A 24,001-nucleotide genomic window follows, 5' to 3' on the forward strand; every position below is an offset into this window, starting at 1 on the left:
TGGAAGTCATCGGAAGTGGCCAGCCACGACATGGTGCTCTTCAAAAGCCACGCGTGTTCAACAATTGGGATGAGAGTTCAGCTAGGGTAACCATCGCCAGCGGCGTTTCACGACAATGGCCGGTCGCTTGCGATGCTCCGAATGCGAATGAAGATCGCCCCGTTAAAATTCAGTTGTAGCTATCTACATGCATGAACTGCGCAAAGTTGGATGTATGCCAGATTCCACGCGCCACGCGGGCCGACCAGCGCAATTGGACGTCGACACTCAAAGAGGAAGGCATGCGTGACTAGAAGATTCACGAGCGCTTAGCGGCTAATATTCGCGCAAGGCACATTGATACCGGATCATCCTAAAAGCATTCGGTGAAGCTCGCTAGAGTCAAGCAGAATACGAACCGGGTTGAAGGTGCCCGAACGTGCGTCTCTGTGCTTGGCTACGAGCCGGGCCGGCGCCTTTGTTAGGAACCGGCGCCGTGGCAGTCGTGTTGAGTGCTTACTGCCAGCTGCGGATCGAACGTAAGCGCGATCGACCCGCACCGATCGGTCCGGTACGTTGGCACGCCCATCCCGGCCAGCATCGATAGCGTTTCCGGCGCCGGATGCCCATAATCGTTATCCGCCCCCACCGACACCACCGCCACCCGCGGCGCCAACGCCCGATTGAACGCCGGATCCTGATCGGCCGACCCGTGATGAGCCACCACCAACACATCCACCCGCGGCACCGAACCTTCCCCACGCACCAACTCACGCCGCAACGCCGCCTGCGTCGCCGCATCCAAATCAGCCGGAAACACCACCCGCTTCCCGTCAATCGTCACCAACGCGACCAGCGCCGACTCATTACTCACCGTCCCCGACCCACTCACACTGCTCCCACCGGCAGACGGCCACACCAGCCGCCACCCGACACCCCCGACCTCTCCGCTCATACCAGCCTCCCCGACATCCGGCTTCAGCTGCGCCCCGGCCAACTCGGCGTACGCCCTCGCCGCGTTCGCCGGCGGCTGTCGCAACGGCGACACCAACACACGATCCACCTTCCGGCCCTGCAATACCCCGGACAAACCGCCGACGTGATCCAAATCGAAATGACTCAACACGATCAACGGCACCTCAGTAATCCCCATCGACGACAAACACCTGTCGATATCCGCCGCCTCCTCCCCCACATCGAACACCATCCCGGCATGCTCACCCGTCCGCACCACTGCCCCACTGCCCTGCCCGACATCACAAATCACCACCGGCGCCGCGACCGGAAGCCACCGATCCGGCAACCGCATCACCGGGCGCCACAACAACCCGACACAGGCGACCGTCAACCCCGCCGTGACCACGAACGCCCGCCGCGAACGCAACGCCACCGCACACAACACGCACCCCACCACCGTCACAGCCACCAGCACCACGGCCCCCGGCAAACCCGCCGGCCACGGCACCGTCGCCGCCGGCATACCATCGAAAAACCTCGCCACCCCGGCAATCCAATCCGTCCCCCAACCCGCCCACCACGCGACGAACCTCGCCGCCGGCATCCACACCGCCGCCGCGACCATCGCCACCACCCCGAGAATCGTCGCCGCAGGCACAGCCGGCGCCGCCAACAAATTCGCCGGCACCGCATACAACGACAAACGCGGACGCAACAACACAATCACCGGAGCACAAAACGCCTGCGCCGCCGCCGGCACCGCAACCGCCAACGCCAAAAACCGCGGCATCACCGCCGATAACGCCGCAGCCCACGGCCGCACGCAAATCAACAATCCCGCACACGCCAACACCGACAACGCAAACCCGAAATCCCGCCCAAACCACGGATCCGCCACCAGCAGCACAACCACCGCCAAACTCAACGCCGGCAACCCACGCCCACCCCGCCCCGACAACAACCCCAACAACGCCACCCACGCCATCACCGCCGACCTGAGCACACTCGGATCCGGCCCCACCACCAGCACATACCCCACCAACACCACCCCCGCACCCACCAACTGCAACCACCGCACCACCCCCACCAACACACCCACCACCAACACCGCCCCGGAAAGAATCGCCAAATTCGAACCCGACACCGCAACGAGGTGTGTGAGGCCCGTGTCTTTCATTGACGCGCCGAGCGAATCCGGCACGCGCGACGTGTCGCCGTCCACAAGTCCGGGCAGCAAGCCGGCCGAGTCGGGTGCCAAGCCGGACGATGCCTGCCTGAGCCCGGTTCGGAGATCGCCGGTCATCTTTGCTATTCCATGCGCCGGCGCTTGTACTGCCGGGTCGCCGAACGGCCGGCAAACTGCCGCCGACCGTCGTCCGGCCTCGGGCAAGGAGAGATGCAGTCTGCCGCTCACGCTCGTGCCCGGCGCCAGTTCACCCCACGACGGTCCGGCAAAGATCGTGACCGGCGCTCGCAGCGTGAGAGTCTCTCCCCCGCCGGTCGCGCGGGTGAGGCGTGCATGAACGACAAACCGGTTTTCGCCCGAGAACCTGTCCGGCGTTTGAAGGGGTGTCGCGGGGCGCGTGATGGTCGCCCGCGCGTTCACGCTGCGGTGGTGCGCGGCCAGCTCATGGAAGTTGCTCGGCGCCCACACGGCGGTCTGCACAGCGATGGACACGCCGATCAACGCGATGCCGGCCAGGCATATGCCTACTGCGACGAAAGCCCGTCGTACTGCCGCGCCGGTCACGACGGCCGCCGCGAACGCCGCCCCTGCGGCACCGGCGAACCCTGCCACCACGGCCATCTGGCCGGAGCGTTGGCCGGTGAGCAGCCCGGCCGACGCCCAGACCGCCAACGCCGGTGCCATGAGGCGCAGGTCGGCACCCCATCGCGCGCCGTTGCTGGGCACTACACGGTCACCAGGTCTTTCAGCTGCGCAAACGTCTTCGGGCCGATCCCCGAGACATCCAGCAGGTCCTCGACCGACGAGAAACCGTTGTTCTGCGTGCGCCAGTCGATGATCTTTTGCGCGGTCACCGGGCCGATGTTCGGCAAGGTCTCAAGCTCGGTCAAGTCGGCGGTGTTCAGATTGACTGACGCCGGCGTCGTTCCGGGCGGCGATGCTGCCGATCCGGCGGCCGGATCCCCCGGCTGCTGCACGGACGGCGCCGCCGGGGTCGGCTCCTCGCCGACCCGCGGCAACCGGATTTGTTCGCCGTCGACGACCTTGCGTGCCATATTGACCGCGGCAGTATCCGCTTTGCCGCCCGCGCCCCCTGCCGCTTTGATCGCGTCCACGACGCGCGACCCTGCCGGCAAAGTCACCACTCCGGGCTTTCGGACCGCGCCGACCACTTGCACGGTGACCCGTTCGGAAACGCCGGTTCCGGACGACGACGTACCGGACGCCCCGGTGCCGGGCAGCGGGGCGGGCGCAGCCGGCGCCGTGGATTCCGACGGTTCATCGGAGGGCCCAACAGACGAGAGCGGTGCGGCAGACGCACCGGGAGTTGCCGTAGCGGCATCACCGGCGACCGGATGCGCGGCCGGAGCGGCGGTCGCAAATCGGACCGCGAAGATCCCGCCGGCAATCAGCATGACGACAAGTACGAGGACGCCGGCGCCCAACGCGATTCCCATCCGCGGGGACTGCGGCAATCGGGATGCGAGCCATCGCGGCAACCGCGACTGATTCGACTCGTCGTCGGCCCTCGTCTCGGGGATCCAACCGCCAGTCTTGGTCGGAATTTCCTCGGCTTCGACGCTGTCATCGGGTTCGGAGTCCGCCCCGGTGCGGCCGGTCCGGCCGGCTCCGCTCGCGCGGCGACGATGCACCGGGTCAGCGTCCCCGGCGCGCGCACCCTCGTCGGACCGGGCGGCCGCAATCAGCGCTGCCATCCGGTCCGCCGGTGACATTCGGCCGGAGTTCCGCATGCCGGCACGCTAGCGCCGGGCGGACCCGTCACATAGGCGGATCGGCCCGATTGTGGATTATTCGGCGCCGGACGGCGGCTGTGCCGTCAAGTCGCCGGTACGTGCCGGCACAACCGTGATGCCCAGCACTCCGGGCCCCACGTGTGCTCCGATCACCGCCGAGACCTCCCGGACCGTCGATGATACGCACATGTCCGACTGTTTGAGCCGCTCCGCGATTTTGGCCGCCCGGTCATAGGAATCCAAATGCTGCACGACGTACTCGACCGGGTGCCCGTGTGCGGACTCTTCGGCGATGGCCACCAGCCGGCGCAACGCGCGCCCCGACGTCCGTACCTTTTCCACTGCCGCTACCTCGCCGGCGCGCATTTGCAGGATCGGCTTGATGGCCAGAGCGCCGCCGAACCACGCCGACGCGGCTCCGATGCGTCCGCCGCGGCGCAGGTACTCGAGGGTGTCGACGTAAAAATAGCTGTTCGACTCTTCCAACACCGCCGACGCCGCAGCGGCCACCGCGTCGACGTCGGCACCGGATTCGGCCGCGAGCACGGCAGTCTCGACGGCGAACCGCAATTCGGCTGCGGTCGTCCGCGAGTCGAGAACGTTGATGTGCCCGTCGCCCCATTCAGCGTTGACGATTTCCGCGGCCGATGATGCCGCGCGCGCCGTCCCGGAGATCTCGCCGGAGAGGGTGATGGCAACGACGCCGTCCGCGCCCGAGTCCCGAGCGGCGCGGAAGACGCTCTCGAAATCCGTGCCCGCCGGCATCGAGGTGCCGGCACGCCGTCCGGCGCGCAAATCCGCGGCGAGCTCGTCCGCAGTGATCTCGCTGCCCTCGAGACGGCTCGAGTCGCCGACTATCACGTGCAACGGCACCACGGCAACATCCGACGCCCACGCGTCGGCGTCGGTGATGCCCGCCGTCGAATCGGTGACGATCGTGATGGTCATGCCGCCACCTTATTGCACCGGGGTCCGGAATCTCCGCACGCTCACACCGATGTCGGCTGGTCGAAAAGGCCGTGCGGATCGTAGGCACGCTTCACCGACCGCAACCGTGCCGCGTTTGCGCCGAAGTAGTCTTTCGCATCAAGCGTCGGATCGGCGTAGTTGACGTATGCGCCGGTTCCCCAATGCGGAACCATGGTCGAGCGCAAATCGTGCACGTAACCGTCGTAGGCACGCCCGTCGGATCCGCCGCCGGAGTGCCACGTCGCCGTGTATTGCACCGACGCCAGCGCGTCCCGGTACGCGAACGCCGTCCCCGATCCCTGCTCGACCGCCCCGCCGAGAGCGTCCAACGACACGCCGCCTTCGACCAGTCCGTCCACGGCCCGGGCCCGCTGGACGGCGTCCGTCAATTCGCCGATCGCCGTGCGCGACAGGCGACTGCCGGCGATGTGGGACGTCGCGCTCAACGTTTCGCGCTCGAGCGCGCCGCCGTGGCCGATGTGGCACTCGCTGACGCCGAGTTTGGAACATCCCGCTTCGAGCAGCATGGCGTCCAGGTACGAGTGGGTGCCGGTAAAACGGGACGACGGCGCACCGGCCGCATCGATGAACTCGTCGATTTGCTCGTCCAGTCCCGACGAGCCGATCCACGTGCCGGCGACCTTGAGCACCGGGGTCGGGTGTTTGGCGCCGGACAGGTATTTGCACGTCGACCACAGCCGTTTGTCCGCGGTCGGCGCCCATCGTTGCCATGCGTCGATCACGTCGGTGGCCCGGGACGCCGGGAACTCCAGAAAGAATACGCTGACCGTCGGGGCGGAACGGGTGCGGAATTTCCATCCGGTGACGACACCGAACTGTCCGCCGCCACCGCCGCGGCAGGCCCAGAAGAGGTCGGCGTCATGCTTGGAGTCGACGGTGCGGACCGTGCCGTCGGCCGTGACGATGTCGACGGACTCGACCTGGTCGCAGGTCAGCCCGTACGAGCGGGTGAGCACTCCGACTCCCCCGCCGAGCGTCAGTCCCGTCACGCCGACGGTCGGACACGAGCCGGCCGCAATGGCGCGTCCCTTGTCGGCAACTGCGGCGTAGACGTCGATCAGCTGCGCGCCGGCGCCGACCGTCGCGGTGCCGTTGCCGCCGACGCTCACGTCAGCGAGGTCGCGCAGGTCGATCACCAGGGACCGCGGTACGTGCGTGCCGGGAGCGCCTCCGGCCGACCAGCCGGCGTAATTGTGTCCGCCCGACCGCACCGCGATCGGCACGTCGTAGTGCGCCGCGAATTTCAGGCCTGCCGCGACGTCCTTGGCATTCTTGGCTCGGAGCAACGCCAGCGGGCGGGCATCGTCGTAGCGGGGATTTTCGACCTTTTTCAGGCTGTCGTAAGACGAATCGGACGGGCGTACGAGCTCACCGCGCAGGTTGTCGGCCAACGTCGACCACTGCGGTTTGCCCGCGTGAGTGGGGGTTCCCGGACTGCTGCCGCTCGGCGACGCGCTGCCGCTCGGCGATTTTTCGTCGCTGCCGCTGACGCCGCACCCGGCAAGTAGTGCGGCGGGCGCCAGAGCCAGAGCCGCACGGCGAGGGATATTCATGGTGCCACTATGCCAGCCGCTCGCGGATCGGCGGTCAACGGTACGGCATCGCTCGCGTGCCTATTTCGCGTCGGAATACGCGTCGACCGCCGACGTCGTGAGTGGGAACGTCACGGGAATATCGCCGAACATCAGGTGCGTGGCGGCAGCCGCGGCATCGTCGATCGCCTCGGCGACCTGCCCGGCCATCCCCGCCGGGCAGTGCACCATGACTTCATCGTGCAGAAAAAACACGAGCCGCGGTTCGTCGGAAATCCGGCGCAGCGCAGAGCGCAACTCGGCCAGCCAGCACAATGCCCAGTCGGCGGCGCTGCCTTGGATCACGAAGTTGCGAGTGAATCGGCCGCGCGACCGGGCGATGCCCACGGCGCGCCGTTCTTCTTCGGCCGAGACGGTTCGCAGCATTGCCGCCCAGTCGTCGCCGGCCGGCGGACAGCTGCGGCCGAGCCGGGTGGTCACGATGCCGCCGCGTTCACCGGTCCGTGCAGCATCCTCGACGTAACCGACGGCGCGAGGGAACGTTCGGCGCAGCTGAGGCATCAGCCTGCCGCTTTCACCAGTGGTCGAGCCGTAGATGGCGCCGAGCATGGCGACCTTTGCGTGCGCGCGGTCTCCGCCGAACCCCTGCGCCGCGATTCCGGCGTACAAGTCCCGTTCCCGGCCGGCTTCCATCATGGCGCTGTCGCCGGACAGCGCCGCAAGCACGCGCGGTTCGAGCTGCGCGGCGTCCGCGACGACGAGCTTCCACCCGTCGTCCGCGCGCACGGCCGGCCGCACTTGTGCCGGGATCTGCAACGCGCCGCCCCCGTTTGCCGCCCAGCGTCCGCTCGACGCGCCGCCCGGCACATATTCGGGACGGAACCGGCCGTCGCTGACCCATTCGTCCAGCCACGCCCAACCGTTCGCCGTCATGAGCCGGGAGAGCTTCTTGTACTCCAGCAGCGGTGCAATGGCCGGGTGCGTCAGCCGTTTCAGCTCCCACGAGCGGGTCGTCTCGACGCGAAGCCCGGCATACTGCAGCGCCTTGAGCACTTCAGCGGGCGAGTCGGGGTTGAGTTCGGGCGCGTCGAGCGCGCTGCGCACGTTCGCGGCCAGTGCTTCCAGTCCGGCCGGACGGTATCCGGGCGCCGGGCGCGGGCCGAGGGCGTCTTTCAGCAGGGCGTCGTGGACGTCGGCGCGCCAGGGCACGCCGTCCGCAGTCATTTCGACGCCGAGCAGGCCGCCGGCCGATTCGGCCGCGCACAACAAGCGCAACCGCCACGGCTCGTCGGCATCGGCCAAGGCCGTGACCTGCCTGCGCAGCTCGGATTCGACGTCGTCCAGCGCGGTGCCGCCGTCGTTGCCGAACAGCGCGGGCGGGCCGGACGGGGTGACATCGGGAACCGAGAATTCCGTGCCGGCGAGACCGGGCGACAGCTCCGACCCCGCCAGAATCGCCCGGCACAGCCGGAGATCGTGGCATCGGGTCAAGCGCACCCCGGCCGCGACGATGGCCGGATACCAGCGCCGCACGTCATCGAACACCCACCGGCGATGGTCGGCGTCACGTCCGGCGAACGCCTCGGCAAGACCGTCCGGCGTCACGGTCTCCGGACGGCCGATGACGCTGCCTGCCGCATCGGCCTCGGCAAGGACGTACCGCTCCCGCGGCACCCCGGCTACGAGCAAATACGCGGATGTGGGCTGCACTTTTCCATTATCGCGGCCGCCACCGACAAGCGCCGTCAGAACAGCCGGGCGATCAACGCGATGATCTCGATGATCGCGAAAACGACGAACACCGCCGCGCCGATGGCCGAGGCAAGTGTGAAGTACCAGGTGAACATCAGCCGCGGCGGCAGGAACGGGCGGAGCTTCGGAAATTCCGTGAACCGGGTGACGACGTCGGTCGCGCCTGCGAACCAGTTGTGCAGCCGGCGCATTCGGCCGAAGATGTTGCCCGAGCCCAAATGCAGGCTGCGGACGCCGCGCACGGCCCGGCCGGCGTCACCGAACGCTCCGGGGAGATCGAGTGCACGGGCGACCTCGGTAGTCAGGTCGTCGGGATCCTCCACCGATTTGATGGCCGATCGGCGCTGCACCCACAGCAGCGCCGGCGACGCCAAGCCCACCACGAAGATGATCGCGGCGGCCAGCAGCCACCCGCCGCCCAGGACGAATCCGAAGGCCAGCGCCACGAGGGCCGGCACGACGGGCAGCAGGATCACGAGCATCAGCGGGATCCGCGCCACCTGCACCGTCACGTACAGCATTTGCACGATCTGAGCGGCCAGGCCGCGCGTCGATTCGCCGGCCGCCGAGCCGTCGTCGATCACTTCACCGGTGATCGGCTCGTCGTCGGGCTCATTACTGGGGTCGGTCATCGCTCACAGCCAAACGGGGGCGTCGGGGATGGTGCCGGTTCCGGCCACGCTCACGCCGTCCGACCCGCGGCCGGTGGCCCAGGCCGTGACGGCGGCAAGCGATCCCGTCACCTTGGTGTGGCCCGGGTTGCCGGTGTCGACCGCGAATGACACGCCGTTGTCGGGCCGCACCACCAGGTCAAGGCCCTCGTCGCGGCTACGCCACGACGACAGCACGTTTCGCAGCGTCCGGCGCAGGACGCCGTCCGGCACCGAGTCGAACCCGCGACCGGTCGCCAAGTCCGCCAGGTGCACCCAGAGTTCGCGGGCACGCATCCAAATGACTGTGGCGGCTTCGACTTCGAGTCCTTGCCGGGTACGCACGAGGGCCCGCCACTGCAGATCGGTGGTGGTGTCGATGGCGTGCTGCAGATCGGCATCGGTCTTCTCGTACAAGGCGATCGCCTCCCGTGCCGGCAGCGCCGCACCGGCATCGATGTCGGCGTCGCGCCGTTCGGGCGAGACGTACATCGGAGTTTCGACGCCGGTTTGCGCCCAGTGCAACAGATTGCCGATGGCGACGGCATTGTGCGCCACGTGGACGACGATGTGCTGCCGGGTCCAGCCCGGTAACAGCCCCGGCTTGGTCAGCGATTCGTCGTCCAGCTTCGCCAACTCATCCGCCCATGCACGCCGCGCATCGGCCAGCCACGCGAATTCCTCGGCCGGTGGTGCCATCACTCACGCTCCTTCGCCCCGTGCGTTAATCGAGTTCCTTGTTATGAGTCTCGTGCAGGAACAGGTAAACGACAAATGAGATCGCGCACAAGGCCGCGATATACCAACCGAAATACTCCGGATGGCTGATTTTCGTCATCCACGTGCCGACGTACGGAGCTGTGCCGCCGAAAATCGCGACGGTCAGCGAATACGGGAATCCGACGCCGGCTGCGCGCACATGCCACGGGAATTGCTCGGCGTTGACGGCTGCGCTGATGGACGTGAAGGCCGCAAGGATCACCATGCCGACCAGCACGACGACGAGGAGCGGCACGAATCCGGTGACGCTGCGGACCAGTGCGAGAGCCGGGACGATGCCGACCGCGAAAATGCCGGACGACGCCAGCAGCATCGGCTTGCGTCCGATCCGGTCGGACAGCATTCCCATGAACGGCTGGATGACGCAGAAAAACGCCAGTCCGATTGTCGAAATCATCAGCGATTTGCTGGCGGTGATCCCGCTGTTTTCCTGCGCATAGCTTGGCAGGTACGTCGTCCACGTGTAATAGGCGATGGTGCCGGCAATCGTGATACCGCAGATCATCAGCGACGCCTTCGGGTAATGGATGATCGCGTCGAACATCTTGGGTCGCCGGACCGCCTTGTCCGTCTGCCGCGTCTCCGCGGCTCCGGCCCGGATCCACAGGCCGACCATGCAGATCAACGCACCGACGATGAACGGAAGGCGCCATCCCCACGACGACATGCTGGATTCGGTGAGCAGTCCGGTGAGCAGCGCGGCGAACCCGGACGCGATGAGCTGGCCGATGGTCGTGGACACGTACTGGAACGACGAGAAGAAGCCGCGCCGCCCAGGAGGCGCCGACTCGACGAGCCACGTCGTATTGGCCGCGAACTCGCCGCCGATCGAGAGGCCGGACACACACCGGCCGAATACCAGGATGACCGGCGACAACGCGCCGACCGTCTCGTACGTGGGGCACAGGCCGACGATCAAGCTGCCGGCGCCCATCAGCATGATGGTGAGGGTGAGGGTGTTCTTCCGTCCCCACCGGTCGGCAAGGAACCCGATGAGCAGGCCGCCGATGGGGCGCAGGAAGAATCCGACTGCGAAAACGGCGAAGGCCTCGAGCACCGAGACCAGGTGGTTGTCCGCGGCGAAGATCTGCCCCGCGAAGATTCCGGCCAGGAACGAATAGGTGTACCAGTCGTACCACTCGATCACATTGCCGATGGATGAGGCCATGATCTGGCGGGTTTTGTGCTTTTGGGCGGCCTGATTGACGACTGCCGGCGGGGATTGCGAGGTCATTCGGCCAGGGTACTGATCGACGCCGGGGCGGCGCAGCGCTTCCCGTTATGCGGACGATGCGGTTTGTGTGCGCTGATGCGAGGACGGGGTGCATCACCGGACACATTCCGCATCGCGAACAAGGCCAGCCCCCTTGCGTCCACAGCCGGGACGTTCAGTCGAGTTATCCACAATCGATCGAACCGGCATGGCGGTCGGCGCGTTGAAGGCGAAGTATTTCCTCCATGACTTTCCATTTGCCCGCCGATGTTGCACAGATTGCGTCACGTCAGTACGGGCTCATCACGTCGCGGCAAGCCGAGATGCATGGGATGACGCGGAAGATGCAAAGTGATCGGGTGCAGCGCGGCGACTTGGTCCGGGTAGTTCATGGCGTGTTGGCCATCCGGTCGGAGTGGGACGAGCGGGATGCCGACGCCCGATACGACGCCCGGTTGTACGGTGCGGCGCTTCGAGGAATGGCACGCATGCCGTATTCGGCGTTCAGTCACCGCTCGGCGGCGTTCTTGCACTCGCTGGCGCTCTTGACGCGCCCGCACGACATCGACATCACCAAGGTCAGCTGTCGGACGGAGCGGCGCGCCGATGGTATCCGTTTACACCGGGCGGATGTCTCCGGCGAAGTGATGGCGCTTCGCAACAGGGCAGTCACTTCGTTGGACCGGACAGTCGTCGATTGTGCCGCCGCCCTGTCATTCACGGACGGCGTGGCAATGGTCGAATCTGCGATGCATAAGTTCGTTCCGAAACGTGACAGATCACCCGAGTCCGCAGCCGCGGCGGCCGCGCGGTGCCGCGCCGTCTGGCTCGAACGGCTGAATCGGCTCCGGCCGCGCGGTGCCGCCGTGGCTCGCACGTCCATCGAGTTCGCCGGCGCGGCGTCGGAATCGGCAGCCGAGTCGCTGGCCCGCGTCGTGTTCAAAGACCTCGGCCTTCCGGACCCGGTCCAGCAAATCGAAACTCGCACCCGGAACCGGGTGTACTTCTCGGACTTCGGATTCCCGAGCCTCGGAGTGATAGTCGAAGTAGACGGTGAGATGAAATACCGCGAACCGTACTCGAAGGACGTCGCGGCCACGCTGTCTGCCGAACGGCAACGGCATAACGACATCCAAGAACTCGGCTGGGAGATCGTCAGGCTGACGTGGAAAGACCTGCACCATCCGGGCGAGGTCTATCGTCGAATCGCGGACGCCGCTCGCCGGGCTCAGGCACGAAAGTCCCGTTCCCGGTGATCGCCGTGATGCCTTTTCGTGCCGACGATGCGGAATGTTCCCGACGATGCCGGACCAACCTGCATCTACAGATACAAACCGCATCGCGATCCTGGCGAGAGGGGTGCCGGGCCTTAGCGCCACCAGGTGTCGTACGGCGCGGCCGGCATCCGGCGCTTATGCTCGGACGCCGCGTACTTGCTCTCGATTGTGCGAGCCACATCCGGGTCGACATCGCCGCCTTCGAGATACGTGTCGATATCGTCGTAGGAAAGGCCGAGATTGGCCTCATCGGTCTGGCCGGGCTCGTCGTCAAGCAGATCGGCCGTCGGCGTTTTCAGGTAGAGCCTGTCCGGTGCGCCGAGCTCGGCCAGCAAGGCTCGGCCTTGGCGCTTGGTCAGCCCGGCCAGCGGCGTGAGGTCGGCGGCGCCGTCCCCGTATTTGGTGTAGAAGCCGGTGACGGCCTCGGCGGCGTGATCGGTGCCGATGACCCGGTAATTGAATTGCCCGGCGATCGCGTACTGCGTGATCATCCGGGCACGCGCCTTGACGTTGCCCTTGTTGAAGTCCGTGAGGGCCGTGCCGCACTCCGCAGCGAACTCGCCGGCCAGCGCATCGACGGTGGAGACGATATTGAACGTCATCAGCGTGGTCGGCGCGATGAATTCGCAGGCCAACGACGCGTCGTCCTCGTCGAGTTGCCTGCCGTACGGCAGCCGGACCCCGAGGAACTCGCACGGGTGCCCGGACGCCGTCAACTCTTCCGTGGCCAGCTGCGTCAGTCGGCCGGCCAGCGACGAATCCTGTCCGCCGCTGATCCCCAGCACCGCGCCGTGCGCGCCGCTGCCGGCCAGATAACTCTTCAGAAAGCCGATGCGCGCCTTGATCTCGGCTGCCGGGTCAATGGACGGTTGGACGCCTAGGGCGCCGATGATCTCTCGCTGCTTGTCCCGCATGGCTCTACCCTATGACGGGCCCTCGAACGCCTGAACGTGCGGAGGGCCTGAACGCGCGGATGGCCCGAGCGCGCGGAAGGCCGGGGCCCGAACGGCCCCGACCCTCCCCACGACGGCTCTGCTTGCGCAGAACTGTTTGACATAGTCGCTTTTTACATCGACATGCCGATGTATTTCGTTTCGAGGAACTCGTCGATGCCCTCGGGCCCGCCCTCGCGGCCGAGTCCCGAGGCCTTGACGCCGCCGAACGGCGCCGACGGATTCGACACGACGCCTTGGTTCAAGCCGATCATGCCCGCCTCGAGTGCTTCGGACACGCGCAACGCCCTGTTCAACTCGGTCGTGAACACGTATGCGATCAGACCGAATTCGCTGTCGTTGGCCTTCTCGATCGCTTCGTCCTCGTCGTCGAACGGGATGAGCGGTGCAACGGGTCCGAAGATCTCTTCGTTGGCCAGCCGCGCGTCCGCCGGCACGTTCGACAGTACGGTCGGCGAATAGAAGAACCCGTCGCCGTCCGGCTTCGACCCGCCGGTGAGCACCGTCGCGCCCTTCGACACGGCGTCGTCGACCAGGTCGGCGACCTTGTTCTGCTGGGTGCCGTCCACCATCGGGCCGACGTCGGTGCCCTCCACCGTGCCGCGGCCGACGGTCAGCGCGCCCATTCGTTCCGAGAGCCTCGCCGAGAACTGCTCCATGATGCCGCGCTGGACGTAGATGCGGTTGGCGGCCGTGCACGCCTCGCCGCCGTTGCGCATTTTCGCCGCCATGACGCCGTCGATGGCCTTATCCAGATCGGCGTCCTCGAAGACCAGCAACGGGGCGTTGCCGCCGAGCTCCATCGACGTGCGCAGTACCTTCTCGGCCGACTGCTCGAGCAGCTTGACGCCGACCTCGGTCGACCCGGTGAACGAAAGCTTGCGCGCTTTGCCCGACCGAATGAGCGGCTCCATCACGGCACCCGTGTGCGACGTCGTGATGACGTTGACCACGCCGTCCGGAAGTCCGGCCTCGCGCAAGATATCGGCAAGCGCCAACATCGACAACGGCGTGAGAGTGGCCGGCTTGATCACCGACGTGCAGCCTGCGGCGATGGCCGGACCGATCTTGCGGGTGCCCATGGCCATCGGGAAGTTCCACGGCGTGATCAGGATGCACGGACCGACCGGCTGCTTGGTCACGATGAACCGCGCATCGCCCTTGGGTGACGTCTGATAATTGCCGGTGATGCGGACCGCTTCTTCGGAGAAGTGCCGGAAGAACTCGGCCGCGTACACGATTTCGCCCTTCGACTCGGCCAGCGGCTTGCCCATTTCCAGGGTCATGATCAGCGCGAGCTCGTCGATCCGCTCATGAAGCAGTTCGAAAGCGCGGCGCAGAATATCGGCACGGAACCGCGGGCTCGTTGCAGCGAATTCCTTTTGTGCGGCGACGGCGGCGTCCAGAGCCGCGCGGCCGTCCGCTTCGGTCGCATCCGCGATGCTGCACAGCGACGTGCCGGTCGACGGATCGACCACGTCGATAGTGCCGCCGGCACCCCCGTCGATCCATTTTCCGCCGATGAACAGCTGCTTGGGCACTGACGAGATGACTGCGGATTCGGAGGATGTAACTGTCATGAAAAATTCTCCCTCATCGTAAAGAAGGTGTTACTTGCGCTGTGGAGGTATCCGGGAGACGGTCGGCGCGAGGCACTGGACTGAAGCGATCACTCTCCTATCACGATGTTCACGAGCTTCGGCGCCCGTACGATCACCTTACGCACACCGCGCCCGCCGATAAACCTCACGATCGCGTCGGACGACGTCGCGAGCTTTTCCAGCTCGTCCGCGGCGATGCCCGGGGCAACCTCGAGCCGGTCGCGCACCTTGCCTTGTACTTGGACGACGCACGTGACCGTCTCATCGACCAGCAGCGACTCGTCGACGTCCGGCCACGCGGCCAGTGCAACGCCCGGCTCATGGCCCAACCGGGCCCACATGTCCTCGGCAGTGTACGGCGAGTACAGGCTGAGCAGGATGGTGACGGCTTCGGCGGCCTCGCGCACTGCCGGATCGGACGCGCCCGCCCCGGAGTCGATGGTCTTGCGGACGGCGTTGACCAATTCCATGGCACGGGCCACGACGACGTTGAACTTGTTGTTCTCGATCAGCGCGGCGGCTTCCGAGACGGTCTTGTGCGTCTGCTTGCGTAGCGCCGTATCCCCGCCGGCCGGGTCGGTTCCCGGCGCGGACGCGACGTCCCCGGCCAAACGCCAGGCGCGGGCCAAAAACTTCGCCGAGCCGGCCGGCGACACATCGGCCCAATCGACGTCGTCCTCGGGCGGGCCGGCGAACGCCATGGTCAAGCGGACGGCGTCCACACCAAATTCGTCCATTTCGGCGCCGAGGTCGACGCCGTTGCCCAGCGACTTGCTCATGGCCTTGCCCTCGTTGATGACTTGGCCCTGGTTGAGCAGCCGGGTGAAGGGCTCTTGGAAGTTCAGCATGCCCATGTCGTAGAGCGCTTTGGTGAAGAACCGGCTGTAGAGCAGATGCAAGATGGCGTGCTCGACGCCGCCGACATACTGGTCGACAGGCAGCCATTCGGCCACTTTCTCGGTATCGAACGCACGCTCGGTGTCCCCCGGCGACGTGTACCGCAGGTAATACCAGGACGAGTCGACGAACGTGTCCATCGTGTCGGTGTCGCGCGTGGCGGCGCCACCGCAGCTCGGGCACGGCACGTTCACCCAGTCTTCGGCAGCTGCCAGCGGCGACGTGCCCTTGGGCGCGAGCTGCTCGCCTTTGAGGTTGTCCGGCAGCCGGACGGGCAGTTGATCGTCCGGGACGGGAACCTCGCCGCATTCGCTGCAGTGGATGATCGGGATCGGTGCGCCCCAGAACCGCTGACGCGACAGCAGCCAGTCGCGCAGCCGAAAGGTGATGGTTTTTTCACCGGTGCCGCGTTCGGTGACCATGTCGATGGCGCGCGCGATCGCGTCGTCCTTGGTCAGGCCGTTCAGCTCACCGGAATTGATCAATTTGCCGTCCCCGCTGGTGGCGACGCCGGTCTCGGCGGGATCGCCTTCGCCGGTGTCGACGACGGCTCGGACCGGCAAGTCGAAGGCACGCGCGAAGTCGAGGTCGCGCTGGTCGTGCCCCGGAACCGCCATGATGGCGCCGGTGCCGTAATCGGCGAGCACGTAGTCGGCGGCCCAGACCGGCAGCTTCTCGCCCGTGAGCGGATTTATCGCATAGCGGCCCAGGAACACGCCGGTCTTCGGGCGTTCGGTGCTCTGCCGCTCGATCTCGCTGAGCGTCTTGACCTGCTCGCGATACTCGTCGAGCTCGGCGCGGCGCGCATCGGTGACGAGGTCTTCCGTCAGGTCCGCGTCGGCGGCCACCACCATGAACGTGGCGCCGAACACCGTGTCGGGCCGGGTCGTGAAGACCTCGATCTGCCGCTCTGCTGCGCCGTCCTCCGCTTCGACGACGAAGCGCAACTGCGCGCCGGACGACCGTCCGATCCAGTTGCGCTGCATGGCCAGGACTCGCGACGGCCAGCGGCCCTCCAAGTCGTCGATATCGTCAAGCAGGCGTTGCGCATAGTCGGTGACCTTGAAATACCACTGGTTGAGGTTCTTCTTGGTCACCGGCGTGCCGCACCGCTCGCAGGCGCCGTTGACCACTTGTTCATTGGCCAGGACCGTCTGATCCTTCGGGCACCAGTTGACCGGCGAATCCTTCTTGTAGGCCAAACCGCGCGCGTAAAACTTCAAAAACAGCCATTGCGTCCACCGGTAGTATTCCGGATCGGAAGTGTGCAGGCGCCGCTTCCAGTCCACGGCGATGGCGTACCGGCGGAACGATTCGGCCTGGGTGTCGATGTTCTTGTACGTCCATTCGCCCGGATGGGAGTTGCGCTTGATGGCCGCGTTCTCAGCGGGCAGGCCAAAGGAATCCCAGCCGATCGGGTGCATCACGTTGTAGCCGCGGTGCATCCAGTACCGCGCCACGACGTCGCCGAAGGCAAATGCTTCCGCGTGCCCCATGTGCAGGTCGCCGGACGGGTACGGGAACATGTCGAGCACGTACTTCTTCGGCCGATTATCGCCCGAACGGCCGCTGTCGAACAGGTCGAGTTCGTCCCACACCGGGCGCCACCGAGCTTCAAGGGTGCGGAAGTCGTATTCCGCATCCTGCTGCGAGCTGCTGGTGGTTTCGGTCATCGGCTGTCCTTCTGTCTGGTTGGCTGTCGGGTTAATGACGCATCGTTTCGGCCGGCGCGCCGTCCGGACGTTAAAAAGCCCCTTACCGGTGCAAGGGGCGTACCGCGCGACAAGGCGTGCGCGCGGTCAGTCGGTAAGTCGCTTTTCTTTCACACGCCCATGGTATCCCACCCACGGGTATCTGGTTTTGTCTCGATTGGCTCACGGACCGCGCGAATCCGCGATGCCCGGGCACGCTTACCGGTCAAAAGTTCGTAGGATGAGGGCTAAGGACCCTGCACGCGCCATTGCCCGGCGTCCACTGCTACAACGTTCACCGCTACAAAGGAGCTTCCGTGCCCGAACCGGCCGCAGAGTCGCGTACCAATCCGTCGACCTTGGCGGAAAGCAGCGCGCCGCTGACCATGACCGTCGACACCGGCAGCAACATCACCGACCTGCTGCAACGTCAGGTGAACAGCCATCCCGAACGGCCACTGTATTCACGCCGCACGAACGGCATCTGGACGGACGTGTCGGCACGGGAGTTCCACCGCGACGTCACGGCCGTCGCCAAGGGGTTGATCGGCAGCGGTGTCGCCGGCGGCGACAGGGTCGGGCTGATGGCGCACACGAGCTATGAGTGGACGCTCGTCGATTTCGCAATTTGGTATGCCGGCGCCGTCACGGTCCCGGTGTACGAGACGTCGTCCGCCGAACAACTGTCGTGGATCGTCGGCGATTCCGGTACGACGTCCCTGTTCACGGAAAGCCGGGCCAATATGGATGTGCTGGCCGCCGCGTACCCGGACGACGACGGCCCCGCCCGGGTCTGGTGTTTCGAAGACGGCGGGCTGGATGTCGTCCGCGAAGCCGGACGTTCGGTCGATGACGATACGTTGGAGGAACGGCGCCGAGCAGCCGGCCTCGAATCGCTGGCCACGATCATCTACACATCGGGCACGACGGGCCGGCCGAAGGGATGCGAACTCACGCACGGCAATTTCGTGCTGCTCAGTGAATCGGCGATCGACAAGATTCCCGAGGTGTTCGCCGAAGATGCCCGGACCCTGATGTTCTTGCCGTTGGCGCACGTGTTCGCCCGGTATATCCAGGTCCTGTGCGTAGCTGCCGGCACGACGATGGGCCACACCAGTGATCTGAAGGACGTCACTCGGGATCTCGGCAGTTTCCAGCCGACCTTCGTGCTGGCCGTTCCCCGGGTATTTGAAAAGGTGTTCAACTCGGCGGAGCAGAGCGCGACGGCCGATAAGAAGGGCGGCATCTTCGCGAGGGCTGCCGACGTGGCGGTCAAGTACTCGGAATCGCTCGACACCGGCAAGCCAAGCCTCGGCCTGAAGCTTCAGCACACGGTGTTCGACAAACTCGTGTACTCCAAGTTGCGCAAGGCACTTGGCGGACAAGTCACCCACGCCGTGTCGGGCGGCGGGCCGCTTGGCGAATATCTTGGGCACTTCTACCGGGGTATCGGCCTGATCGTGATGGAAGGGTACGGACTGACCGAGACGACTGCCCCATTGACGGTGAATCTGCCGTCGAACAGCAAGATCGGCACGGTGGGCCCTCCGCTGCCCGGTTGTGCCGTGCGCATTGCACCGGACGGCGAGGTGCTGGCCAAGGGCATCTGCGTATTCCGCGGATATTGGCACAACAAGGCGGCAACGAACGAAGCGTTCTCGGGCGGCTGGTTCCATACCGGCGACCTCGGCTCGATCGATGAGGACGGGTACCTCACGATCGTGGGCCGGAAGAAGGAGATCCTGGTCACGGCCGGCGGTAAGAACGTGGCCCCGGCCCCGCTCGAGGACCGCCTCCGCCGCAATATTCTTGTCGGCCAGGCCGTCGTCGTAGGCGACCAGCGCAAGTTCATCGCCGCGCTCATCACGCTAGATTCCGAAATGCTGCCGACGTGGTTGAAGAACAACGGGCTTGGCGAGATGTCGCTGCCGGAGGCCGCCGACAATCCGGCGGTCCTCGACGAGATCCAGCGCGCCGTCGATGACGCCAATCAGTCGGTATCGCGCGCCGAATCGATCCGCAAATTCGCAATCCTTCCGATCGAGTTGACCGAAGAGAGCGGACATCTCTCTGCAAAGCAAAGCGTCAAGCGCCATGTAGTGAATCGCGATTTCGCCGAACAGATCGACGACCTCTACCGCTGACGGCGCCCGTGCGTCGGGTACGTTACGGCGTGTAACCGCCGTCGCCCAGCCCGGCTTCGCGCTCGTATTTGTTCGTCAGCGGGTTATTGCCGGCGGCGAAGTAGCGGATCGGAAAGGCAAGTCCGTAGCGGCGCCATTGGTCGCGATGGACTTTTTCGTGCCGGAGGCGCTCATGTGTGAGCAGTCGCGGGTCGCTCCCGGTGACGACGGTGTCGCCCCAGCACACGCCGCCGCGCGGATATGCCCACGTCGGGACGCCGGTGCACACGCGGATGCCGTCGATCCACCGGCTCCTGCCGCCCAGGCAAGCGGAATAGAGGCTCGCCGCGTGTCCGATTGCCTGCGACGCTGCGTAGTTGACCCGTTTCATACGTTTCACGGTAACTCTCCCTCCGCCGAGTGGTGGCGAATGGCTGCGAAATCGGCGATTTCGCAGCCATTCGCCACCACTCGGCGGGCGGGTCCAACCGTTTGCCACCACTCGGCGGGCGGGTCCAGCCATTCGCCACCACTCGGCGGGCGGGTCCAACCGTTCGCCACCACTCGCCGGGCGGGTCAGTCGGTGCCGGCGACGGGCGTTCGATACCGGCCAACAAATTTGACGATCCAAACGACTATCGCCGCTACGACCCCGCCGATCAGCGTCTCGAAGAGTCGGTCCGTCAACAAGCTCTCGGTCGACATGGCCGTGCTGAGTTTTCCGACCGACAACGCCAGCGGAGTAATGAACAGCAGCGCCACCCCATAAATCTTCCCGACGAAGATTTCGGCGCCGAACTGGCAGACGCCGATCACCAAGATCACCACGAGCAACGGAGGCTGCAGGTACAAGTACATTCCCGCCACGACAACGCCCGCCGCCGTGCCGAGCACGCGGTGAAAGATCCGGGTAAATGCGTGCGGCGCGTACGGTCTCGGCAGCGTGGCGGCTACCGTGACGGCCGCCCAGTACCCGTGCCCCAAAGTCGTCAACGACGCCAGCCACAACGCCACAGCCAATGCCACTGTCGTTTCCAGAGCAACGCCGTACACCACCGGGTCGGAGGCGGCCCCCGGTGCGCGCGGCGACGACGTCAAAGTGCGCAGTCGCCGTCGCACGGTGTCCGGTGCCCGGCGCCGCACCATCCATCCGGACATGCACACGAGCCACGAGAACGCTGCGGCCGCTGCGGCCAGTCCGATCCGCGGCAGCACCTGCGACGGACTCGTCGGAATGATGACGCACACGCTGAAGCCGAAGACGTAAAAGATCGGTCCGAACGGGATCCACCGCATGACGCTGCTCAGGACGACGCCGCCGGCCGTAATGATGAATAGTGCGGCAAGACGCACCGGCGCCGGCCAGTCGAATGCGGCCGCGACAGTAGCGGTCGAGATCACGGTCAAGAGCGCCAGCCCGGCAACCGCCACGGTGGTGATGCGCTGCCGATAGGCCTCATAGCGTCCGTACAGGCTCGTGAACGCACCAAACGTGGCATACGCGCTCAGTTGCAGGTCCCCAAAGGCATACAGCACGAGCAATGGCGCCAGCATGGAGATGCTCGCGCGGAATGCGGCCTCAAAATCGACACGGCCGAGCCGCAAACCGGAGAAGTAGACCACTGCTCCATTATGTGCGCGCCCTACCGCACGGCGCCGTCCCACCCCTTTTACGGCTGGCAGCCGGGGCACCAGAAGAGCCGGCGGGCCTGCATGAGTGCCTCACGCACGGGCGTACCGCACCGAAGACACGGCTCACCCGCGCGGTGGTAAACGAAGAACGGTACCGTTTTCCGGCCGGTCGAGTTGATGGTTCCGGTCCGGACGCCGCGTCGCATCAGCCGCGCCAGCGTCGTCCAGAGCTCGCGCGCCTCGCCGTCCGTGACGTCCCTTCCGGGGCGATACGGGTTCACACCGCACAAAAACAGCGATTCGGCGCGAAAAATGTTGCCGACGCCGGCGGCGACCGTTTGGTCCATCAACAGCGCCCCGGCGGCGACGCGGCGCGCGCGGATCCGAGCGGCGAATTCCGCGGCGGCGCCCGTGTCCTTCCGGAGCGGATCCGGCCCGAGCTTGGCGATGACCTCCCGCTTCTCGGGGCCGGTGACGACCTCGCACGCCGACGGCCCGGTCAGATCGGCGCATCCGTCGCGTCCGACAAGTCGAAGCCGGACCGCTCCGCGCGGAGCCGGCGGTACGAATCGGCCGTCGTCGTCAACGCTCCCGGTGTCTCCGGCAACTGCGGTGTCCGCCTCACCAATCCGTCGCCGCGGGGCGCCGATCGCGTGCGGTCCGGCAAACGAATCGGTACCCGTGAAGGTCCAGGCTCCGTATAGGCCCAAGTGGACTCGCAGCCACCGCTCCGGGCCGGTCGGCGTCCCGCCGAACCCTAAGAAGAGCTGTTTGCCGTACGCCTCGGCGGCAGTCAAGGGCAACCCGTCGAGCAGCGCAGCACCGGCGGCAAACCTGCCTTGCGGGCTGGACGCCGCGAGCGGCGTTCCGCCGAACAGTTCGTCGAATGCTCGGCTCAAGCGGTGGATGGAATGTCCTTCGGGCATAATCAACGATCCTATGCTCCAGTGTTCCGTTACGGTGCGGCGGATGATTGACTGTTGAATGACCTCCGTCGATGCGGAGGCGATCGTCACGGTACTGGAGGCAACTATGGCTGACGACACCACTCCCCCCGACAACGCAGGCACCTATGTGACGCCCGGTGAGACCTACGACCGCGACACACGGTACATTTCCGACCGGATCGCGGCCGACGGCGACTATCCGGTGGAAGCGGGCAGGTACCGGCTGATCGTCGCCCGCGCATGCCCCTGGGCCAACCGGGCAATCATCGTGCGTCGGCTGCTCGGCCTGGAAGATGCCTTGTCGATGGGGATCTGCGGGCCCACACACGACCAGCGCAGCTGGACATTCGATCTCGATCCGGGCGGCGTCGACTCGGTGTTGGGCATCGAACGGCTCCAGCAGGCGTATTTCACCCGGTTCCCGGATTATCCGCGCGGCATCACGGTTCCGGCCATTGTCGACATCCCGACCGGCGCCGTCGTGACGAACGACTTTCCGCAAATCACTCTCGATTTGTCGACCGAATGGACGGCGTACCATCGGGACGGCGCGCCGAACCTGTACCCCGACAAGCTCCGCGACGAAATCGACGAGGTCGCCCAGCTGGTCTACAAGGACGTCAACAACGGCGTGTACCGGGCCGGATTCGCCGGATCGCAGGGAGCGTACGAAACCGCCTACGACAGACTGTTCGCCCGGCTCGATTGGCTCGAGGAACGGCTGACGAACCAGCGTTATCTGGTCGGCGAGACCATCACGGAGGCCGATGTCCGGCTGTTCACCACGCTGGCCCGCTTCGACGCCGTCTACCACGGGCATTTCAAATGCAACAGGTCGAAGCTCTCCGAGATGCCGGTCCTGTGGGCCTATGCCCGCGACCTGTTCCAGACTCCGGGCTTCGGCGACACGACCGATTTCAACCACATCAAACGGCATTACTACATCGTGCACTCCGATGTGAATCCGACGGGCATCGTGCCGAAGGGCCCCGATCTGTCCGGCTGGCTCGCGCCGCATCACCGCGAGGAGCTCGGCGGCCGTCCGTTCGGCGACGGTACTCCGCCCGGCCCGGTCGCCGCCGGCGAAGAGGTTCCGGCCGCGCATCGGGCGTCTGCCGGCGAGGTCACGGCGGACGCCTAACCGGCGGCCGTTGCCCAGACCCGCTTACTCACCGCGCCGAGTGGTGGCGAATGGCGGCCGCCCCGCGCCGAGTGGTGGCGAATGGCGGCCGCCCCGCGCCGAGTGGTGGCGAATGGCGGCCGCCCCGCGCCGAGTGGTGGCGAATGGCGGCAAAATCAGCGATTTTGCCGCCATTCGCCACCACTCGGCGGCCCGGTCACGCACCGCCCGGGACGCCGCTCAGATGTCGCCGAACAATTCGACGGCGACGGCGCGCCGGCCGCCGAAGTCCTCACGCGGCGCCGTGACCATTTCGACCTGCCGCCGGGCCTGATCCGGCACCGGATCGGCCGAGAGTGCTTCGAGATACCGACGGTGCTCGGCCAGCGACGCCACGGCCGACTCAATGCCCGCGGCGACCTCGACGGCGTGCGTGACTTCCGGCCCGGCTACCGCGATCCAGCGGACGCCGGCCCACGGCTCCTCGGTGAGCTCGGGAAAGATCCATTCGTTGGCGGCGTCGGCGACGGCGTCCAGCACGGACCTGCCGACGGCACGATGATCGGCGGTATTCCAGCCCCCGGGCCGCCAGCCGGCGTCCCGATGGTTCAGCGTGACGACGAGTTCGGGACGATGCCGGCGGATCTGCGCAGCGATATCACGGCGCAGTTGAAGACCTTCTTCGATGCGCCCGTCCGGATAGTCGAGGAATTCCAACGCCGACACGCCCACGTGTGAGCAGGCGCGACGTTGTTCGTCGGCGCGTAGCGGCCCCGATTCATCCGGCGGCATACCGGCGATTCCTGCCTCGCCCTTCGTGGCCAACACGTACCGCACGTCCTTACCGGCCGCCGTCCAAACCGCGACAGCGGCCGCAACGCCGTATTCGGGATCGTCCGGATGGGCCATCACGACAAGCGCGCGCTGCCAGTCATCCGGTAACGGCTTCAGCTGCTCGGTCATGAAC

18 protein-coding genes are annotated in these 24,001 nt (G+C 66.2%); 3 read left to right on the top strand and 15 right to left on the bottom strand.

Translation table 11 applies throughout. The features are described 5' to 3' along the window. Window positions 1–460: 460 nt before the first annotated feature. Genes BJY26_RS15640 through BJY26_RS15675 form a run of 8 tightly spaced genes read right to left on the bottom strand, consistent with a single transcriptional unit; the run spans window position 461 to window position 10,814 of the window. The gene (locus tag BJY26_RS15640; protein WP_179429120.1) at window positions 461–2,848 is read right to left on the bottom strand and encodes a ComEC/Rec2 family competence protein; all 2,388 of its coding nucleotides are present in this window, start codon (window positions 2,846–2,848) and stop codon (window positions 461–463) included. After that, entirely contained in the window at window positions 2,848–3,873 is a 1,026-nt protein-coding gene (locus BJY26_RS15645) for a ComEA family DNA-binding protein (RefSeq protein ID WP_179429121.1), read from the bottom strand. Before BJY26_RS15645 ends, BJY26_RS15640 begins: the two co-directional genes overlap by 1 nt. 57 nt (window positions 3,874–3,930) lie before the next feature. After that, the gene (locus BJY26_RS15650; RefSeq protein WP_179429122.1) at window positions 3,931–4,824 is read right to left on the bottom strand and encodes a DegV family protein; all 894 of its coding nucleotides are present in this window, start codon (window positions 4,822–4,824) and stop codon (window positions 3,931–3,933) included. A gap of 41 nt (window positions 4,825–4,865) precedes the next feature. Continuing rightward, on the bottom strand, window positions 4,866–6,419 hold the full coding sequence (locus BJY26_RS15655; RefSeq protein ID WP_179429123.1) for an FAD-binding oxidoreductase: 1,554 nt from the start codon (window positions 6,417–6,419) through the stop codon (window positions 4,866–4,868). 60 nt (window positions 6,420–6,479) lie between these two features. Beyond that, window positions 6,480–8,108: a bifunctional 3'-5' exonuclease/DNA polymerase gene (locus tag BJY26_RS15660; RefSeq protein WP_237248763.1), complete on the bottom strand. Its 1,629-nt coding sequence runs from the start codon at window positions 8,106–8,108 to the stop codon at window positions 6,480–6,482. Window positions 8,109–8,143: 35 nt separating this feature from the next. Further along, window positions 8,144–8,782 carry a hypothetical protein gene (locus BJY26_RS15665; protein WP_179429124.1) on the bottom strand — a complete coding sequence of 213 codons (639 nt, stop codon included), beginning with the start codon at window positions 8,780–8,782 and terminating at the stop codon, window positions 8,144–8,146. A 3-nt stretch (window positions 8,783–8,785) separates the two neighbouring features. After that, the gene (locus BJY26_RS15670) at window positions 8,786–9,499 is read right to left on the bottom strand and encodes a maleylpyruvate isomerase family mycothiol-dependent enzyme (RefSeq protein ID WP_237248784.1); all 714 of its coding nucleotides are present in this window, start codon (window positions 9,497–9,499) and stop codon (window positions 8,786–8,788) included. Between the two features lie 25 nt (window positions 9,500–9,524). After that, window positions 9,525–10,814: an MFS transporter gene (locus BJY26_RS15675; RefSeq protein WP_179429126.1), complete on the bottom strand. Its 1,290-nt coding sequence runs from the start codon at window positions 10,812–10,814 to the stop codon at window positions 9,525–9,527. 224 nt (window positions 10,815–11,038) lie between these two features. On the opposite strand from BJY26_RS15675, the gene BJY26_RS15680 reads away from it, so the two are divergent. After that, the gene (locus BJY26_RS15680) at window positions 11,039–12,049 is read left to right on the top strand and encodes a type IV toxin-antitoxin system AbiEi family antitoxin domain-containing protein (protein ID WP_179429127.1); all 1,011 of its coding nucleotides are present in this window, start codon (window positions 11,039–11,041) and stop codon (window positions 12,047–12,049) included. Window positions 12,050–12,162: 113 nt separating this feature from the next. Here BJY26_RS15680 and nadE read toward each other — a convergent pair whose 3' ends face one another. The 3 genes from nadE to leuS all read right to left on the bottom strand — a co-directional run bounded on the left by nadE (window position 12,163) and on the right by leuS (window position 17,194). Further along, window positions 12,163–12,984: an ammonia-dependent NAD(+) synthetase gene (gene nadE / locus BJY26_RS15685; RefSeq protein ID WP_179429128.1), complete on the bottom strand. Its 822-nt coding sequence runs from the start codon at window positions 12,982–12,984 to the stop codon at window positions 12,163–12,165. Between the two features lie 152 nt (window positions 12,985–13,136). Beyond that, complete coding sequence (locus tag BJY26_RS15690) at window positions 13,137–14,603, bottom strand: NAD-dependent succinate-semialdehyde dehydrogenase (RefSeq protein ID WP_179429129.1); 1,467 nt, start codon at window positions 14,601–14,603, stop codon at window positions 13,137–13,139. 89 nt (window positions 14,604–14,692) lie between these two features. Next, window positions 14,693–17,194, bottom strand: coding sequence for a leucine--tRNA ligase (gene leuS, locus BJY26_RS15695; protein ID WP_179429130.1), 2,502 nt, complete (start codon window positions 17,192–17,194; stop codon window positions 14,693–14,695). A 404-nt stretch (window positions 17,195–17,598) separates the two neighbouring features. Between leuS and BJY26_RS15700 the strand changes: the two genes are divergently transcribed. Next, window positions 17,599–19,356: an AMP-dependent synthetase/ligase gene (locus BJY26_RS15700; protein ID WP_179430015.1), complete on the top strand. Its 1,758-nt coding sequence runs from the start codon at window positions 17,599–17,601 to the stop codon at window positions 19,354–19,356. Between the two features lie 22 nt (window positions 19,357–19,378). Here BJY26_RS15700 and BJY26_RS15705 read toward each other — a convergent pair whose 3' ends face one another. The 3 genes from BJY26_RS15705 to BJY26_RS15715 form a co-directional block, all read right to left on the bottom strand. Beyond that, window positions 19,379–19,735 carry a Fe-S oxidoreductase gene (locus tag BJY26_RS15705; RefSeq protein ID WP_179429131.1) on the bottom strand — a complete coding sequence of 119 codons (357 nt, stop codon included), beginning with the start codon at window positions 19,733–19,735 and terminating at the stop codon, window positions 19,379–19,381. 176 nt (window positions 19,736–19,911) lie between these two features. Continuing rightward, window positions 19,912–20,958, bottom strand: a complete 1,047-nt coding sequence (locus BJY26_RS19650; protein ID WP_179429132.1) for an FUSC family protein — start codon at window positions 20,956–20,958, stop codon at window positions 19,912–19,914. A 47-nt stretch (window positions 20,959–21,005) separates the two neighbouring features. Further along, window positions 21,006–21,893 (bottom strand): Fpg/Nei family DNA glycosylase, encoded by an 888-nt coding sequence (locus BJY26_RS15715; RefSeq protein WP_179429133.1) that lies wholly within the window; start codon window positions 21,891–21,893, stop codon window positions 21,006–21,008. Window positions 21,894–21,999: 106 nt separating this feature from the next. Here BJY26_RS15715 and BJY26_RS15720 point away from each other — a divergent pair, with 106 nt between their 5' ends. Then, a complete protein-coding gene (locus BJY26_RS15720) occupies window positions 22,000–23,055 on the top strand; it encodes a glutathione S-transferase family protein (RefSeq protein ID WP_179430016.1) in 1,056 nt (351 codons plus the stop codon). Window positions 23,056–23,274: 219 nt separating this feature from the next. Here the strand turns inward: BJY26_RS15720 and BJY26_RS15725 are convergent, their stop codons facing one another. After that, entirely contained in the window at window positions 23,275–23,997 is a 723-nt protein-coding gene (locus tag BJY26_RS15725) for a PIG-L deacetylase family protein (protein WP_218852463.1), read from the bottom strand. Window positions 23,998–24,001 lie beyond the last annotated feature (4 nt).

It is taken from the genome of Spelaeicoccus albus, from assembly GCF_013409065.1.
In the GTDB taxonomy this organism is placed as follows: Bacteria; Actinomycetota; Actinomycetes; order Actinomycetales; family Brevibacteriaceae; genus Spelaeicoccus; species Spelaeicoccus albus.